General features: G+C 55.3%; 12 protein-coding genes. 7 read left to right on the forward strand and 5 right to left on the reverse strand.

The features are described 5' to 3' along the window. Nucleotides 1-185: 185 nt before the first annotated feature. From F6Y09_RS19665 to F6Y09_RS19675, 3 genes are all read right to left on the reverse strand, one after another. Nucleotides 186-2,336, reverse strand: coding sequence for a 3-hydroxyacyl-CoA dehydrogenase NAD-binding domain-containing protein (locus F6Y09_RS19665; RefSeq protein ID WP_152208660.1), 2,151 nt, complete (start codon nt 2,334-2,336; stop codon nt 186-188). A 28-nt stretch (nt 2,337-2,364) separates the two neighbouring features. After that, nucleotides 2,365-3,573, reverse strand: coding sequence for an acetyl-CoA C-acetyltransferase (locus F6Y09_RS19670; RefSeq protein ID WP_152208661.1), 1,209 nt, complete (start codon nt 3,571-3,573; stop codon nt 2,365-2,367). Between the two features lie 140 nt (nt 3,574-3,713). Then, the gene (locus F6Y09_RS19675; protein WP_179959478.1) at nt 3,714-6,152 is read right to left on the reverse strand and encodes a DUF349 domain-containing protein; all 2,439 of its coding nucleotides are present in this window, start codon (nt 6,150-6,152) and stop codon (nt 3,714-3,716) included. 167 nt (nt 6,153-6,319) lie between these two features. Here F6Y09_RS19675 and F6Y09_RS19680 point away from each other — a divergent pair, with 167 nt between their 5' ends. Continuing rightward, a complete protein-coding gene (locus tag F6Y09_RS19680; protein ID WP_152208663.1) occupies nt 6,320-6,799 on the forward strand; it encodes a regulatory protein RecX in 480 nt (159 codons plus the stop codon). 25 nt (nt 6,800-6,824) lie between these two features. On the opposite strand, the gene mltF is transcribed toward F6Y09_RS19680, so the two are convergent. Beyond that, the gene (gene mltF / locus F6Y09_RS19685; protein ID WP_152208674.1) at nt 6,825-8,342 is read right to left on the reverse strand and encodes a membrane-bound lytic murein transglycosylase MltF; all 1,518 of its coding nucleotides are present in this window, start codon (nt 8,340-8,342) and stop codon (nt 6,825-6,827) included. A gap of 457 nt (nt 8,343-8,799) precedes the next feature. Between mltF and purL the strand changes: the two genes are divergently transcribed. Together purL and F6Y09_RS19695 are read left to right on the forward strand one after the other, a co-directional pair. Further along, nucleotides 8,800-12,708, forward strand: coding sequence for a phosphoribosylformylglycinamidine synthase (gene purL, locus F6Y09_RS19690; protein ID WP_152208664.1), 3,909 nt, complete (start codon nt 8,800-8,802; stop codon nt 12,706-12,708). Between the two features lie 575 nt (nt 12,709-13,283). Next, a complete protein-coding gene (locus tag F6Y09_RS19695) occupies nt 13,284-13,595 on the forward strand; it encodes a YqfO family protein (protein ID WP_152208665.1) in 312 nt (103 codons plus the stop codon). Nucleotides 13,596-13,601: 6 nt separating this feature from the next. Here the strand turns inward: F6Y09_RS19695 and F6Y09_RS19700 are convergent, their stop codons facing one another. Beyond that, on the reverse strand, nt 13,602-14,156 hold the full coding sequence (locus F6Y09_RS19700; protein ID WP_152208666.1) for an NUDIX hydrolase: 555 nt from the start codon (nt 14,154-14,156) through the stop codon (nt 13,602-13,604). 100 nt (nt 14,157-14,256) lie between these two features. Here F6Y09_RS19700 and F6Y09_RS19705 point away from each other — a divergent pair, with 100 nt between their 5' ends. From F6Y09_RS19705 to purT, 4 genes are read left to right on the forward strand one after another with little or no spacing between them, the layout of a single operon-like run. Next, nucleotides 14,257-14,835: an NUDIX hydrolase gene (locus F6Y09_RS19705; RefSeq protein ID WP_152208667.1), complete on the forward strand. Its 579-nt coding sequence runs from the start codon at nt 14,257-14,259 to the stop codon at nt 14,833-14,835. 11 nt (nt 14,836-14,846) lie between these two features. Next, entirely contained in the window at nt 14,847-15,380 is a 534-nt protein-coding gene (locus tag F6Y09_RS19710; RefSeq protein WP_152208668.1) for a gamma carbonic anhydrase family protein, read from the forward strand. Between the two features lie 29 nt (nt 15,381-15,409). Next, nucleotides 15,410-15,559 carry a DUF1289 domain-containing protein gene (locus F6Y09_RS19715; protein ID WP_425481864.1) on the forward strand — a complete coding sequence of 50 codons (150 nt, stop codon included), beginning with the start codon at nt 15,410-15,412 and terminating at the stop codon, nt 15,557-15,559. 53 nt (nt 15,560-15,612) lie between these two features. Beyond that, entirely contained in the window at nt 15,613-16,794 is a 1,182-nt protein-coding gene (purT, locus tag F6Y09_RS19720; RefSeq protein WP_152208670.1) for a formate-dependent phosphoribosylglycinamide formyltransferase, read from the forward strand. The last annotated feature ends 177 nt before the right edge of the window (nt 16,795-16,971 follow it).

Raw genomic sequence — 16,971 nt, forward strand, 5'->3', positions numbered from 1 at the left:
ATACAGTGATCGCAGCAGACTGTCGGTTAATTTCATTGTAGGCAACGGACTGTCCGGTTGCCATAGGCTACGGGTCCCAGCTTGTGACAATATGTCCACATTATTGCCGGGGTGTACGGACTTCAGTAATTCGCGTGAAGGGCGGGGAAGGTCGGACCCGGCGGCATGACCACCGGGCCGGGGGTTCAGGCAAGAGCGGTGTTGTTTTCGGCTTTTTCCAACAGCAATTTCGGCGGAGTGAATCTTTCGCCATATTTGGCTGCAAGCTCACCGGCGCGCTCAGCAAAGGCTCTGACGCCATACTGATTGATGAACTGGATGGCACCCCCGGTCCAGGGTGCAAACCCGATTCCGAAGATACTGCCAACGTTGGCATCTTCTACTGTTCGCAATACCCCTTCCTCCAGGCAACGCACGGTTTCGATAGCCTGAATGAACAGTATCCGGTCTTTCAGTTCCTGGAGTGCGACCCGGGGCGCTTGGAGCTGGTCAACAAAAACGTCTGTTAGCGCAGGCCACAGCGACTTTTTGCCACTGGCCGGATAGTCGTAGAACCCCGCTCCTGCTGCCTTGCCCTTGCGTCCGTGCTCGTTCACCAGAGTATCTATGACGGCTTCAGCCGGGTGGGACTGCCATTCCTTGCCGGCGGCTTCGAGGTCTTTGCGGCTTTGATCGCGAATGTGCTGGATCAGCGTCAGGCTGACCTCATCACTGACCGCCAACGGCCCGACCGGCATGCCCGCAAGCAACCCGGCATTTTCGATACTGGCGGGGTGGATGCCCTCACCGAGCATGGCGACACCTTCATTGACAAACGTGCCAAATACCCGGGAGGTAAAGAAGCCCCGGCTGTCGTTGACAACGATAGGAATTTTGCCAATTTGCTGAACGTAATCAAAGGCTCTGGCCAGGGTGTCGTCGGACGTCTTGTCACCGACAATAATTTCCACCAGCTGCATCTTGTCTACGGGCGAGAAAAAATGCAATCCGATAAAGTTTTCGGGTTTTGCGGTGGCTTCGGCCAGCTGCGTAATGGGGATGGTGGAGGTGTTGGATGCAAAAATGCCTCCGTTTGCCATCCGTGGTTCGGCTTCCTGAGTGACTTTGGCTTTCAGGCCACTGTCTTCAAAAACGGCTTCGATGACCAGATCGCAACCGGTCAGGTCATCAGAGTCCGCCGCAGCGGTGATGCGGTCCAGGGTTGCCGCTTTTTCTTGCTCGGTCAGGTGCCCGCGACTGACCTTTTTGGCCAACAGGTTTTCCGAGTAACGTTTGCCTTTCTGCGCTTTCTCCATCGATACATCTTTCAGCACCACGTTGATGCCACGAGTAGCGGTCGCGTAGGCAATACCGGCACCCATCATGCCCGCACCCAATACCCCGACTTTGGAGAACCGGGCTTTCCCGATACCCTTTGGTCGGCTTTCGCCCGCCTTGATGGCGTTTAGCTGGAACCAGAAGGTTCCGGTCATGTTCTTGGCGACCTGACCAATCACCAATTCGGTAAAATAACGGGTCTCGATTCTGTCACCGTTGTCGTAATCCACCTGGGCGCCTTCAACAGCCGCCGACAGGATACGCTCCGGAGCCGGATAACAGCCACGGGTTTTCTGTTTCAGCATGGCGGGCGCAATCGCCAGTTTTTGCGCCATGGCCGGATGATGCGGTGCGCCGCCGGGAAAGCGGAAGCCTTTCTGGTCCCATGGTTGCTGGCAGGTGGGGTTGGCATTAATGAAGGCGCGGGCTTTTGCCATCAGATCCTCGGCGGAAGCGGCGAGCTCATCCACAATACCTGCTTTCACCGCCGCTTTCGGGTTCACCTTCCTGCCTTCCATCAGAAAAGGAAAGGCTGCTTCCAGGCCAATCATGCGTGGCAGGCGTTGGGTGCCGCCACCACCGGGTAACAAACCAAGCGTGACCTCCGGAAGCCCAAGCTGAATGCTGTCGTCATCCAGTGCCACCCGATGATGACACGCCAGGCAAATCTCGAGCCCGCCTCCCAAAGCAGAGCCGTTGATGGCCGCGACGACCGGTTTACCGCAGGTTTCGATCGCTCGCATGTCGGCTTTCAGATCGGTAACCATGCGCTCAAACATCGCGGCATCTGCCCGGGTAACCTTGAATAGCTCATTCAGGTCGCCGCCAGCAAAGAAAGTCTTTTTGGCAGATGTGATGATGATGCCGCGAATAGTGTCGATGTCTGCTTTTACCTTGTCGGCGGTTTCAGACAAAGCTTCGCGAAAATCGCTGTTCATGGTGTTGGCGGACTGCCCGGGCATATCAATGGTAAGGGTCAGAATCTTGTCGGCATCAATAGTGTAACCAATGGCGCTCATAAATCGGTTCTCCTCTCAGAATAGGGGCTCAGCAGCGTTCGATGATGGTAGCGATGCCCATACCACCACCGACACACAAGGTGGCAAGGCCGTATCGAAGTTCGCGGCGTTCGAGCTCATCAAGCAGCGTACCGAGTATCATGGCGCCGGTGGCTCCGAGAGGGTGGCCCATGGCGATGGCGCCGCCGTTCACGTTGACCTTGTCATCGGGTACCGAGAGTTCGCGCTGGAAGCGCATGACAACCGAGGCAAAAGCTTCGTTCACTTCAAACAGGTCGATCTGATCCGCTGTCATACCGGCTTTCTCGAGGGCCTTTCTGGCGGCTGGCGCTGGCCCGGTCAGCATAATGGTCGGATCGGTGCTGGTGACAGCGGTGGCGACAATACGGGCTCTCGGCGTGAGTCCCAAAGCTTTGCCTTTGGCCTCACTGCCAATCAGCATCGCGGTGGCACCATCCACTATGCCGGAAGAGTTACCTGCATGGTGGACGTGGTTGATTTTCTCCACGTAGTGGTACTTTTCCCGCGCAACGCTGTCAAAGCCCATGTCGCCCATCATCTGGAAGGAGGGCTTGAGCTGGCCCAGGGATTCCAGCGTGGTGTTGGCGCGAACGTGTTCGTCCCGGTCCAGGATCATTACGCCGTTCTGATCGGTGACCGGAATGACCGAACGTGCGAAGTAGCCTTTACCCCAGGCGTTGGCCGCCTTCTGTTGGGACCGGACGGCAAAGCTGTCAACATCTTCCCGGCTGAAGCCTTCCAGCGTCGCGATCAGGTCTGCGCCGATACCCTGGGGCATGAAGCCGGTGTGCAGGTTGGTTGCAGGGTCTGTTGCCCAGGCGCCACCATCGGAACCCATGGGTACGCGGGACATGGCTTCAACACCGCCTGCCACGACCAGGTCCTCCCATCCTGACCTTACTTTCATGGCGGCCAGATTGACGGCCTCGAGGCCTGATGCGCAGAAGCGGTTTAGAGTCACACCGGCCACCACGTCGTGCCAGTCCGCAGCCAGTGCTGCGGTCTTGGCGATGTCCGCACCCTGATCACCCACTGCGGTGACACATCCCATCACAATGTCATCGACCTGTGAGGTGTCCAGGCTTGTGCGCTCTTGCAGGGCCTTGAGAACGGCTGTCAGCAGGGTGATGGGCTTGACGCTATGGAGTGAACCGTCTTTCTTGCCGCGTCCTCTGGGAGTACGCACGGCGTCGAAGATGTACGCTTCGGTGGTCATTACTGATCCTTTGAGATGGGTGGCTGTATTGGGTAACCATAGCCCGACACTGCTTGATGGCGTAATGACACTCACTGCCAATCGGAGTGGCGAAAGTGCTCATGGGTGAGAGACCCGCCGGCAGTGATCCCGCCTTATCTTTACGAGCTTGCGTTGAGGGCGGCCGCCAGACGGTCCGCTAAGTTTTTGGGCCGGACTGTGGATGCGTCGCCGAGGCACCAGGCGGCTACCAGGGATTCCAGTTGGTCCTGAAGGTCACCGGAGTGCCTGCTACCGGACATACCATCGGCCAGACGTTTCACCTGAATCTCCATACGCAACGCCTGATCTTCAGTGGGGGATGGCTGCTCGGTCAGTATTTCCGCGCGGATCACCAGTTCTGCAGCTGTCATGCCCGCCAGTGCTTCCGCCCTCTGAGCCCAGCCCTTCGGGCAAGTATCGGGATGCAACGTGCTATCGACTCTGGCCTGAATGCGCTGATGCCATCCCGCCAACTGCTCAGCCCGTTGAATGTCACGTTGCAGGGTCTTCAGACGCTGCAGCTCCAGGCGCAGACGCCCTGTCATCCCGGGCGAGGCGGGCTCGGTGCCGGCGTTCTGAAGCTCTTCGGCCATTGCCAAAAGCGTCGGCTGATCCGCGGCGGCTGTTAGTTCGGCAGAGCGCTGCAGCAAACCCTCCATCCGGGCTTCGGCTTCACGGTTCTGCGCGGCCTGTTCCTGTTTTTGTGCGTCACGGCGCCCGAACACTGAATCGCAAGCGGCCCGGAAGGCTTGCCAGAGCTTCCTGTCCTGACGATGCCGGGTGATACCGATGGCCTTCCACTCACCCTGCAGGGCTTTGGCAAGTTCCATGGCCTCTGCCAAAGGCTCATGGCTCATCAGAGCTTCTGCGCGTTCGACGATGGCCCGTTTCATCGCCTCATTTTTGTCGCGCTCGGTATTCAGGGGTTCTTCAAGCTTTGCGAGCAAGGCATCAAATTGTTTCTGGATCGCACGATTGTCACGGAATTCCACTGGCCAGGCTGCCTTCCATTCTTCTTTTGCTACTCGGTCAATTCGCTCAACGGCTTTCCAGTCAACCGATGCCCAGTCGATCTGTTCAACGAAGAGTGCCAGCTGGTGGCATATCTCCCGACGTTTTTCGAGATTTACTTTTTTAAGGCCGGATTTTGCCGAAAAGTAGTCCCTGCACGGCTCATATGCCAGATCCGAGGCCTGCTTGAAACGTTGCCACAGGTCTCGGTCTGAAGAACCGCCCAGTTCCCGCCATTCATTCTGCAGCTCCTTGATTTTTTCAGCTTTTATTTCTGGCTCCATGTGTTGGTCTGCCAGGTGCTCCATTCGCTCGCACAGGGAAATCTGTTTGGGCTGGGTGGCAAAACCCTGCCAGTCCTGAAGCTCACGGAGTTGGCCGTGGAGCAACTGAAACCTGGCCTGGAAGCTTTTGCCATTACGGTCCTGCAGTGCGCTCATTTGCTGCTGGGCGCGTTTGAAATGGTGCCTGGATTCTTTCAGTTGTCTGGCTTCAAGCGCCTGCTCTAACGCTTCCAGTGTATTTGTCAGTTCTTCTTTTTCTGGAGTTTGGGGGTCTGCTTGCGGCCGGGGTTTGGGTTTCGGTCGCGAGTCGCCCGCCATGGCCTGGATTTTGTTGAGTTCGGAAGGTTGGTCGTAACCGGTAGGCCAGTCGATTTCCCGGACCAGGGTAGTGAGAAGCTCGTGGTCGTGTTGTTGCGGGGAGCTGTCTCCGACTCCGGTATCAAGCAGTGCGGAGATCTGCTCACTACGTTGTTGAAGGCGCTGCACAGCCGAAATATAGCCTCGCAGATCATGCATGAGTATTTCGTAGCTTTTCTGTTCAGCTTTCGACACGTCGGCGTCCCGGGTCGCTTCCAGCCACCGGTTCTCTTGCGTGGTTTGCATGGCATCGAGGGAGGACAGCGACGCGGTGCGGTCTTCCGGCTGCGCCTTCAGTTCCTCCAGAGTCGATTTCAGGACGTTGAGGGTCTGGGCGCGCTCTCGCGCTTTGTCCGCCTGAGTCTCCGCTGCCTCTTCAGCCTGCCGGGATTGCTGGATACGTTCACGGCATCGGTGGGCAGCGCTCAGAAAGCGTGTTTTTTGCTCATTAGAGGCAGTGGGTTCAAGCGTTTCCCACTGTTTGAGAAGATTTTCAAATCGCGCTTCGTAAAGTTGGGTGTTATCCGTTTTAGCATGATCTTCAGCTTGCTTGATGACGGTCAGGATTGCGTCGGCAAGGCGCTGCCGTCCGGCTTCGGCGTCGCGCAGCTCTTGAAGTTTCTGGCGCACGACCTGATAGACGCCTTTATCTCTTCCGCGGGCTGACTTCTGAAGACGTTGGAGCGTCTCTGGGTCTGTCAGCCTGATTGCAGCCTGCAAGCGCAGTTCTGCAGTTTTACCTTCCAGCGCAAGCTGCTCCAGAATTTCATCGCTCGGATTGTTTGCAAGCACCTGTTGTTGCTCAACCAGCAGGTCCTGGCTCGGTGCCTCTGGAGTGCTTTCGGCCTGAACTGGCTTCTCTGATGTCTTGCGTCCTTTGAAAAACTTCTGGATGAATGCGGCCATGGAGTTATCCTTCAATGTTGAAGTCAGCATACTGTGTCCGGCAGAGTAGTCGCCGCAACACAACAAATCGGGTGTTCCGGGGTTGCCCGGAGCCGAGTACAGAATCATCTGGATGATCAATCTCGCGTTAGTCTAGCGCTTTGTTCGCGAAGGCGGAAAGAGGCAGGATGGTAATTGATAAAAATCAGGATGATCCGGAGCAGAAGGCCCGGGCATCCGCACTGAGATTATTGGCAAGGCGCGAGCATAGCCGGCAGGAATTAGTCCTCAAACTGCGCCAGCGTCAAACCCCGGAATCGATTATTGACCGGGTTCTCGATGAGTACGAACATGAGGGCTGGCTCAGCGACGAGCGGTTTGCCGATGTGTATGGCCGGCAGCGACGGGATCTGGGCTATGGGCCGGTGCGGATTCGCAGTGAGCTGCAACAGCGAGGCGTCAGGTTGTGGCCGGATTGCCTGAGCGGTATGACAGAAGCCGACTGGGTCGCACTGGCGCTCAAGGCAAGGAAGAAAAAATTCGGGCTTATGGATATTACGGACGACTGGACGGAGAAGGCCCGGCAGGCTCGTTTTCTCGCCCAACGAGGCTATACCGGTGAGCAGGTAGAACAAGCACTTGAGGTGCGCGAAACCTTGGAGCCCTGAAACCCGGGCAGGGTCTGACAGAGAATTAAAGCGTCGGCGGCGCTACCCCAAGCGCCTTCGGTAATGTCGGTGTTGAGGCGTCTTCACTGACCTCATTCATGCTTTCTGTGGTCAGATCAAACAGGCCCTGGCGGGCAAGCTGATCAGTCGGTGCGGCCGGGTCTTTCATCCAGGCCAGTACATCGTAATAGCGTCGGATATTCTGCACGTAAGTGACCGGCTCATGGCCGCGAGCGTATCCGTATTTGGTTTTTGAGTACCATTCTTTTTGCGCCAGCAGGGGCAGGAATTCTTTTACATCCATCCATCGATCCGGATTCTTGCCTGCGCTCTCAGTAAGTATGCGCGCGTCCTCCAGGTGACCATAACCAACGTTATAGGAGGCGAGGGCAAACCAGGTGCGGTCAGGTTCGGGGATGTGGTCTGGAATCTGCGCGTGCACCATCATGAAGTACCGGGCGCCACCCTGGATGCTTTTTTCAGGATCAAGTCGATTGTCGATCCCGATGTATTTGGCCGTCGTGCGGGTCAGCATCATCAGGCCCTTGACGCCAGTGGGGGAGACGGCATTGGGTCTCCAGTGCGACTCCTGATAGCCAATCGCTGCCAGCAGCCTCCAGTCGATACTGTGCTCTCCCGCGTAATCCTGGAACAACGATTCGTAGCGAGGCAGCCGGTTGCGCACATGATGAACGAAGGTTCGCGCACCGACATAGTTCAGGCGGTCCAGATGGCCGTAAAAACGCTCTTTGATCTGCGCCAGACTGCCATCGTTCTCGATATTCGTGAAGAAGCTCCGGGCGGCATCCAACAGAGTGTTGTCCTGCTCTGCCGGGAACAGCCAGGCGAGCTTTTCCTGCTCATTCAGGCTGAAGCTTCGCTTGATGTCGGGGAAGAAGACGTGATTCAGTGCCAGCTCATTGGCATCAACGACCGCTACCGGGAATTCGCCGGATTCAACGCGCTCCAGCAAGCCTGCGGTATCAAGATCCGGGTGAGCCTGCCAGGCCAGACCCGGAGACTGTTCCTTCAAGGTTTCCAGGTGGCGGATGTGGTTGCTGTCGGTCAGTACATGAACGGGTGAGCCGGCGAGGTCCTCTGGGGATTCTGGCCGTGGCGTATCGCGGTTGTAAATGACAATCGACCGGGTATCGAGAGTGGTTGGCAACGTGTGGTAAGAAGCTTCACGTTCGGGTGTAACGGTGAGGCCCGCGAGTCCTATGTGGGCATAATTACGGTCCAGCACGGACAGAATCTCTCCGTTTCCCTCAACAACTCTGACTCGCAACTCCACTCCGAGCTCATCTGCAAAACGCTTTACCAGTTCGTACTCGAAACCTGTGGGGCCGTCTCGCCCCTCGTAATAAATGGATGGCGCCTGGCGTGTGATGACGTGTAAAACGCCTTCAGATCGAATTTCTTCCAGTGTGGTAGGCTGTGAACATCCAGCCGTGACTAGTATAAGGCTGATTAACAGGGGCCAACGAAAACCCGCCAGCAAACTGGAATAAAAAGTCAAAGCGGCTTGTCTTACCAAATCCATAGTCTCCCGTACATCAAGTCCGAAGGTGTACGTAACGTTCCGCTGTCCGATCATTGGTATCGGGAGCTCCGCGGCAGACATCGCCCGCGAATCACGTTGGTTAGCTGTCCATGCAAAAGAGGCATCTGAAAACGCCCGCATAGCTCAATGATCTCCCAGATATTGAGAGTTGGTCAACGAAACTGTGCATTTAATATGCAAAACCCTGTTAATCGATTGTTATCTGACCACCCCTGAAAGGCGCGATGTCAGTTGCCTCACGGCTTTAAAAGGGGCTTGCAGGCGAGAATAATAACAAGCAAACGAAAGTTAACATGGCTGTATCCGGAGCCTGGTTTCCAGTATTATTGCGCCCGTTCAGACAGCCGGGTGAGGTTGCTGCCATCAAGATGCCAGGTTGGTATATGGCGTAGCATCTCACCCATGCACCCCGATTCGCATGACACAGGTTTTGACCATGCTGGAACTCCGCGGCGCCCCCGCTCTCTCGCCATTTCGCTCCGAAAAGCTCATCAAGCAAGTGCGCTCTATAGTGCCCCGGGTAAGCCACCTTTACGCCGAGTTTATGCACTTTGCCGATCTTGACTTCGATCTGACCGACAGTGATCAACTGGTGCTGGACCGTTTGCTGACCTACGGCCCGACTGTTGACGTTGAAGCGACCGGCGGCGTGCTGTTTCTGGTCGTTCCTCGCCCTGGAACCCTTTCGCCCTGGTCAAGCAAGGCCACCGACATCGCGCGCAACTGCGGTTTGCGACAAATTTTGCGGATCGAACGTGGTATTGCTTTTTACATTCACGCAGATAAAAAGCTGAGCCTCGACGAGCGCAAACAGATCGCAGCTATTCTTCACGACCGGATGACCGAAACGGTCTTCCACGAAATGGGAGGAGCAGAGCTGCTCTTTCGAAAGGACGAACCCCGTCCGGTGAACCGGGTTCCGGTCCTGGCGGGGGGCAGAACCGCGTTGACAGAAGCCAATGCCCGCCTGGGGCTGGCGTTGGCGGATGACGAAATTGACTACCTGGTTGACTCTTTCAACGGCCTCGACCGTGATCCAACTGACGTTGAGTTGATGATGTTCGCACAGGCGAACTCGGAGCACTGCCGTCACAAGATATTTAATGCGTCCTGGGATATCGACGGTGAAGGCCAGGAGAAGTCCTTGTTCGCCATGATTCGCAACACCTTTGAAATGAATAGCGAGGGTGTGCTTTCTGCCTACAAAGATAACGCTTCAGTGATTGCGGGCAGTGCAGGCGGTCGTTTCTTTCCGGATCCGGAGTCCGGGATATACGGATATACTGCCGAGGACATCCACATTTTGATGAAAGTGGAAACTCATAACCATCCAACCGCCATCTCCCCCTTCGAAGGTTCCGCCACCGGCTCAGGCGGGGAGATTCGCGACGAGGGCGCTACCGGTCGGGGCTCGAAACCAAAGGCCGGTCTGACGGGCTTTACCGTTTCGAATCTTAACCTACCGGATGATCCTCAGCCCTGGGAAGGCCACTATGGCAAGCCTGACCGGATTGCGTCAGCGCTCGACATCATGATTGACGGGCCCATTGGTGGCGCTTCCTTTAACAATGAATTCGGTCGGCCCAACCTGACAGGTTATTTCCGTACCTTTGAAGAAGAAGTTGCTGGTCCTGCCGGCAATGAAGTTCGTGGTTATCACAAGCCTATAATGATCGCCGGTGGTCTGGGCAATATTCGACCGCAACATGTGGAAAAAGGCAATATTCCGGCCGGTGCGAAACTGATCGTACTGGGTGGCCCTTCGATGCTGATTGGCCTGGGTGGCGGCGCAGCATCCTCAATGGATTCCGGGGTCAGTCAGGAGAATCTGGACTTTGCCTCGGTGCAGCGTGAAAACCCGGAGATGGAGCGCCGCTGTCAGGAAGTGATCGATCGCTGCTGGCAAATGGGCGACACCAGCCCGATCGCCTTCATTCATGATGTGGGTGCGGGTGGCCTGTCCAATGCGATGCCGGAACTGGTCAAGGACGGTGGCCGTGGTGGAAAATTCGAACTGCGGGAAATACCGAATGACGAGCCGGGCATGTCACCGCTTGAGATATGGTGCAACGAATCTCAAGAGCGTTACGTGCTGGCGGTTGCACCTGAGAATATTGATTGCTTCGATGCTATTTGCCGGCGCGAGCGTTGCCCTTATGCAGTCATTGGCGAAGCAACGGAAGCACACCATCTGACCCTGGCAGATGCCTATTTTGATAATAGCCCCGTGGACCTGCCGATGGATGTCCTGTTCGGCAAACCGCCCCGGATGCATCGCAGTGTTCAACGCACCTCGTTTACCAAGCCGATCTTTGATTCGACCAAGGTCGATCTCAATGATGCTATCCGGCGTGTGCTTCGGCTTCCCTCTGTGGGAAGTAAAAGCTTTCTGATCACCATTGGTGACCGGACAATTACCGGTTTAGTGGCGCGTGATCAAATGGTCGGGCCCTGGCAAGTACCCGTAAGCGATGTCGCCGTCACAGCGGCGAGTTTCGATGTGTACTCAGGCGAAGCCATGGCCATGGGCGAGCGTACGCCTGTGGCAACCATTGATGCGCCGGCTTCCGGAAGAATGGCTGTAGGCGAGGCTATCACCAATCTGGCGGCGGCCTCGATCTCCCGTTTATCTGATATCCGCCTGTCAGCCAACTGGATGGCCGCAGCGGGCCATCCCGGTGAGGACGAAAACCTCTATGAAACCGTTAAAGCGGTTGGCATGGAGTTGTGTCCTGCGCTGGGTATCACCATTCCTGTCGGTAAGGACTCCATGTCCATGAAGACCGTTTGGGAAGAAGAGGACAGCGGAGAGCAGAAGAGTGTGACATCACCGCTTTCCCTGGTGATCAGCGGCTTTGCACCGGTTACCGATATACGCAAGACCCTGACACCGGAATTGCGCAGCACGGAAGGTGAGACAGATCTGCTCCTGATTGATCTGGCAGCCGGCCAGAACAGGCTGGGCGGGTCAGCGCTGGCCCAAGTGTATGGGCAGGTGGGAGCAGTCGCGCCTGATCTGGATGATCCTGAAGACGTGAAAGCATTTTTTGCTGTTATCCAGGGTCTTAACGGTGATGATAAATTGCTGGCCTATCATGATCGTTCAGATGGCGGCTTGCTCGTCACACTGTGTGAGATGGCGTTTGCGGGCCGCACGGGTGTGGATATCAAGCTGGATGGTCTGGCCGAAGAAAGCAGCCAGTTTGCCCGTGAAATATTCAATGAAGAGCTGGGTTGCATTATTCAGGTTCGGCAGGAGGATACCCCGTTTGTGCTGCAACAACTTTCTGCTGCGGGTTTGGGTGAAAACTCTGCTGTGATTGGTACGCTGAATAGTGAGGACCGCATCCGGTTTTCATTCAGTGGAGACTACGTTATAGACGAGGACCGTGCGGACCTTCACAGTCTCTGGGCCGAAACCAGCTTTCGGATCCAGTCCCTCCGGGACAACGCGAACTGCGCCCGGGAAGAATACGAGAACCTGCGGGATAGTGGTGATCCGGGCCTCAGCGCGGTACTGACCTTTGATGCTTCGGAGGATGTGGCGGCCCCCTATATTGCTTCCGGAGTCCGACCGAGGGTCGCCGTTCTCAGAGAGCAAGGTGTAAATGGCCAGGTTGAGATGGCCGCAGCGTTCGATCGAGCGGGCTTTGATGCAGTAGACGTTCACATGAGCGATTTGTTGTCCGGCCGGGTAACGCTCGACAGTTTTAAGGTAATGGTAGCCTGTGGCGGCTTCTCCTATGGCGACGTCTTGGGAGCCGGTGAAGGCTGGGCTAAATCCATTCTTTTCAATTCCCGTGTCAGAGATCAGTTTGAGGCCTTTTTCAAGCGCGCCGATACACTATCATTAGGGGTCTGCAACGGTTGTCAGATGCTATCGAGCCTGCATGAGCTGATTCCTGGAAGTGATTGCTGGCCGCGCTTTGTTCGTAACGAATCCGAGCAGTTCGAAGCTCGTCTGGTCATGGTGGAGGTGCAGGCATCACCGTCGGTGTTCCTCAATGGTATGGCGGGATCGCGCATGCCGATTGCGGTTGCTCACGGTGAAGGCCGGGCAGAGTTCCCGGACGTTTCACTGCTGGACAGTCTTCAGCAATCCGACATGGTCGCGATGCGCTTTGTTGATAACCGCGGAGAGGCGACCGAACGCTACCCATACAATCCGAATGGCTCTCCCGGCGGACTCACCGGTATTACGTCTGAAGACGGCCGTGTAACCCTGCTGATGCCCCATCCGGAAAGAGTCTTCCGTACAGCTCAGTATTCGTGGCACCCCAGCGAATGGGGCGAAGACGGTCCCTGGTTGCGGATGTTCAGGAACGCCCGGAAATGGCTGGCGTGAGCTAAGTCGAAAGGACTCGAAAACCGGCCAGAGGTATCTGCTAAGGTAGATACACTGAGCCGGTTTTTTTGTGTCTTGTATTCAGCAATCGGGGTTTTCGAAAACAGAAGTGAGTGATCTGGTAACACTACTCGTTACCATTTTTGTCGAATCCGTGGTTGATAATTTTCAAACTTGGAGAATAACGGAAATCCATCGCCAGACATCATGAATTCGCGTCGGTTTTCAATCACTTTCAAGTGCTAAAACAGAACTTTTTGTCTTGACTTGCGGTTTTTATGCACATTCCCGACGCTTGTCTGGATGATCCTTAAACAATGTTGCGGGTGACGGTTCAACTTTTAATCAGGACTCGCAACCAATTGAAAAATAACGATTTGTTTGTTTAGGTGAATTTGTCGCCAATTTGAGGTCAGTACTGTAACCACGGGGGTTAGAGGGGGTTTCCCAAAATCTTTCCCCAGAGTTATCCACAGTTTCTGTGGGTAACTCGCTAACTGCTGATGAATGGATGATTTTGTCCGTTTTGGCATGGGCAATGGCGTACAAAAAACCAGAAGGGAGATCAGAAAGGTATGTACAAGCTTTGTTATTTTGTGCCGGAATCTCATGTTGAGTCCACGAAAGCGACACTTTTTCAGGCGGGGGCGGGTAAAATTGGCAATTACGATTCCTGTGCGTGGCAGTGTCTTGGGCAAGGGCAGTTCAGGCCCACGAGTGGCAGCAATCCCTACCTTGGGCAGCAAGGCACGGTTGAAGTGGTGAGCGAGTACAGGGTTGAAATGGTTTGCGAGGATAGCCTCATAAGGGGAGCGTTGGCCGCACTCAAGAGCGCTCACCCCTATGAAGAGCCAGCCTATGAGATCTATCGCCTGGAAGACCTGTAGCGGCTTTTATGAGCCCGCTTTTTTGTTTAGAGGGTATCGAATATCGCTGACTCGAACGGGGTAGGTGTTGTTGCCAACATCTTCAACGAAATATTCCAGCGTCTTGCGAACCGTTGGAAAGGAGATTTCACCCCAGGGGATCTCGTCGAGCGCGAACAGCTCAGTCTCTAGCGATTCTTCACCAGCGCCGAACTTGCCATCGGTGAGGGTTGCCCGATAAAACATATGGACCTGATCGATGTGAGGCACGTGAATAATTGTATAAAGGCCTTCGATATGAACGGTGGCCAGTGCTTCTTCAAGCGTCTCTCGCTCTGCTGCCTCCACTGTCGTCTCGGCATTTTCCATAAAGCCGGCGGGGAGAGTCCAATAGCCGTAGCGGGGTTCGATGGCGCGGCGACACAGAAGGATGCGCCCCTCCCATACAGGGACCGTGCCGGCGACAATGCGCGGGTTCTGATAATGTATGTCGTCGCAACTCGGGCACACGAAACGGTGTCTGTTATCACCTGCGGGGATACGATGTTCAACCGGATGGCCGCAAGTGCTGCAATATTTCATTAATTCCCCCGTATACTTGAATTGAACCGGATGATGATAGCAGTTTAACTAGGTAGCCTCCCGGTGTCTCATACAAACGAATCCAACAAGGAGTACTGGTTTGCGTAACTTGCTAGCTGAACGTTTGTCTGGCTACGCCCCCCGGCAGCTCGCGCTGGATTACCCCGAGGCGGGGGTGCTGGTGCCCGTGACAAACAATCACCAACAACCGGAGCTGATTTTTACCCTCCGCTCCGATAATCTGAAAACTCATCGGGGTCAGGTGTCGTTTCCTGGTGGTCGCAGAGACCTTACCGACTCTTCCCTCGAGGCTACGGCGTTGCGGGAGAGTCACGAAGAGATCGGCCTTCCGCCAGAGCATGTTCATGTTATCGCCCCGCTCAGTCAGGTTATGTCCCGCTACGGGATATTGGTAACACCTTACGTTGGTGTGGTGCCGGAGGATTACCCGCTGGTCGCAAGTCCCGATGAGATAGAAAGCATCTTTCAGGTCCCAATTGATTTTTTCCTGGAGGATCGACGAGAGCGGACAGATGCTTTGAGCTTCCTTAACCACACTTTTTATGTGCCCTGTTACCGATGGGAGCGTTATCAGATTTGGGGGTTATCGGCGGTGATTCTGGTCGACTTTCTGAATGCCGTGTACGATGCAAAAATTGACCTGCTTGAACCGAGATAGAGGAAAACCACATGATTTATGAACTTGAAGGGCGCTCCCCCGAGTTTCGGGGCAGTGACCATTTTGTTGCTGACAACGCCACCGTGATCGGCAGCGTTCTGTTGGATGACAAATGTAGTATCTGGTTCAACGTGGTGATCCGTGGAGACAATGATCTGATCACCGTTGGCCCCGAGACAAATATTCAGGACGGCTCGGTTCTGCACACGGATCCGGGCGTCAAACTGACATTGGGTCGTGGCGTCACTGTGGGGCACAAAGTCATGCTTCATGGCTGTGAGGTGGGAGACTATTCCCTGATAGGCATCAACGCAGTGGTGCTCAATGGCGCCAAAATCGGAAAATACTGCCTCATTGGCGCCAACACTCTTATTCCGGAGGGGATGGTAGTGCCTGACGGTTCATTGGTGGTGGGCTCTCCGGGCAAGATCAAGCGAGAGCTTGGCGATGATCAGAAAAGAATGCTGGAGCTGAGCGCCGCTCACTATGTGCACAATGGTGAGCGGTATATAAGAGAGTTGACGCTCGCAGAGCACTCCAAGTGAGTGTTAGCGACAAAGTTCGGTCGCCGTGTGTGAGTGTCTGTGTGCTCGATGAAAATGACATTTGCACCGGATGCTGTCGAACCGGCGATGAAATTATGCATTGGACTCAAATGAGTAATCAGGAGAAGCGGCAAGTTCTGGCGAAAGTGGCGAAACGCGAGCAGAAGTTTGTCGTCTAGTCTGTATGCCTTCAATAACAGGTTCTTCAACCCCTCAGCTGTTGGACACTAATATGGTCAGCATAGGCACACCTCTAAAAGAAAATGCATATCGGGTTCTCTTTTGTGGCTCTGGTGAGTTGGGCAAGGAAGTCGTTATTGAGCTTCAGCGCTTCGGAGTTGAAGTTATTGCCGTAGACCGATATGAGAATGCCCCGGCAATGCAAGTGGCGCATCGCAGCCATGTGATCGATATGCTCGATCCCGCCGAGTTGCGCAGAATAGTTGAACTCGAGAAACCCGATCTGGTAGTGCCCGAAATAGAAGCCATAGCGACATCGGAGCTCGTAAAGCTTGAGCAGGAAGGGGTCCGGGTAATTCCGACGGCTCGGGCTGTCAACCTGACCATGAACCGTGAAGGTATCCGTCGCCTGGCGGCGGAAGAGCTTCAGCTTCCGACTTCGCCGTATCGTTTTGCCAGCTCTCTCGAGGACTATCTGGAGGCGGTGAACGAAGTGGGTGTGCCCTGCGTCGTCAAGCCGGTTATGAGCTCTTCCGGGAAAGGGCAGAGTACGCTGAAACGTCTGGAGGAAGCCGAAGCCTGCTGGGAGTATGCGCAAAGTGGAGGTCGGGCCGGCAAAGGGCGGGTGATTGTTGAGGGTTTTGTTGACTTCGATTACGAGATCACTCTGCTGACCGTGCGGCATGCCGCTGGCGTGGCCTTCTGCGATCCAATAGGGCACCGCCAGGAAGATGGAGATTATCGTGAATCCTGGCAGCCACAGGCAATGAGTCAAATAGCGCTGGATCGTTCAAGAGAGGTTGCCTCGGCGGTCACAGAAAACCTTGGCGGGTACGGTGTGTATGGAGTGGAGCTATTTATAAAGGGCGATGATGTTTACTTCTCGGAAGTTTCACCTCGGCCCCACGATACCGGTCTTGTAACTCTGGTCTCCCAGGACTTATCGGAATTTGCGCTTCATGCCCGTGCCATTCTTGGTTTGCCAATCCCGGTCATTCGGCAGCAGGGGCCGTCAGCATCGGCAGTCATTCTGCCGGAGGGGGAGTCAACCAAGCCTCTTTTCAGTAACATCGAGGCGGCGCTCGCTGAGCCGGACGTCCAGATACGACTTTTTGGCAAGCCGGACATTGTCGGTCGTCGCAGGATGGGCGTTGCACTTGCCAATGCCGAGACCGTTGAGCTGGCGAGGGAGAAGGCCAGTGCAGCGGCAGCGTCTATTAAGGTAACGCTGTAATTTATGCCGCTATGTGGCCGGCAATCGAGACGTTGAGTAAATAAATCTGAGCAAGTCGTTGACACTGAGGTGGGTGTCTGTAGAATGCGCATCTCGCTTGGGGGACAAGGCCGGAAGGGCCAGCCGCCAAGCGGGTGTTAAGCGGTTGAATTGGTTATTATTAAACGATTCAAAATA

Origin of the sequence: Marinobacter changyiensis, from assembly GCF_009193265.1 — a bacterium.
Taxonomy (GTDB): domain Bacteria; phylum Pseudomonadota; class Gammaproteobacteria; order Pseudomonadales; family Oleiphilaceae; genus Marinobacter; species Marinobacter changyiensis.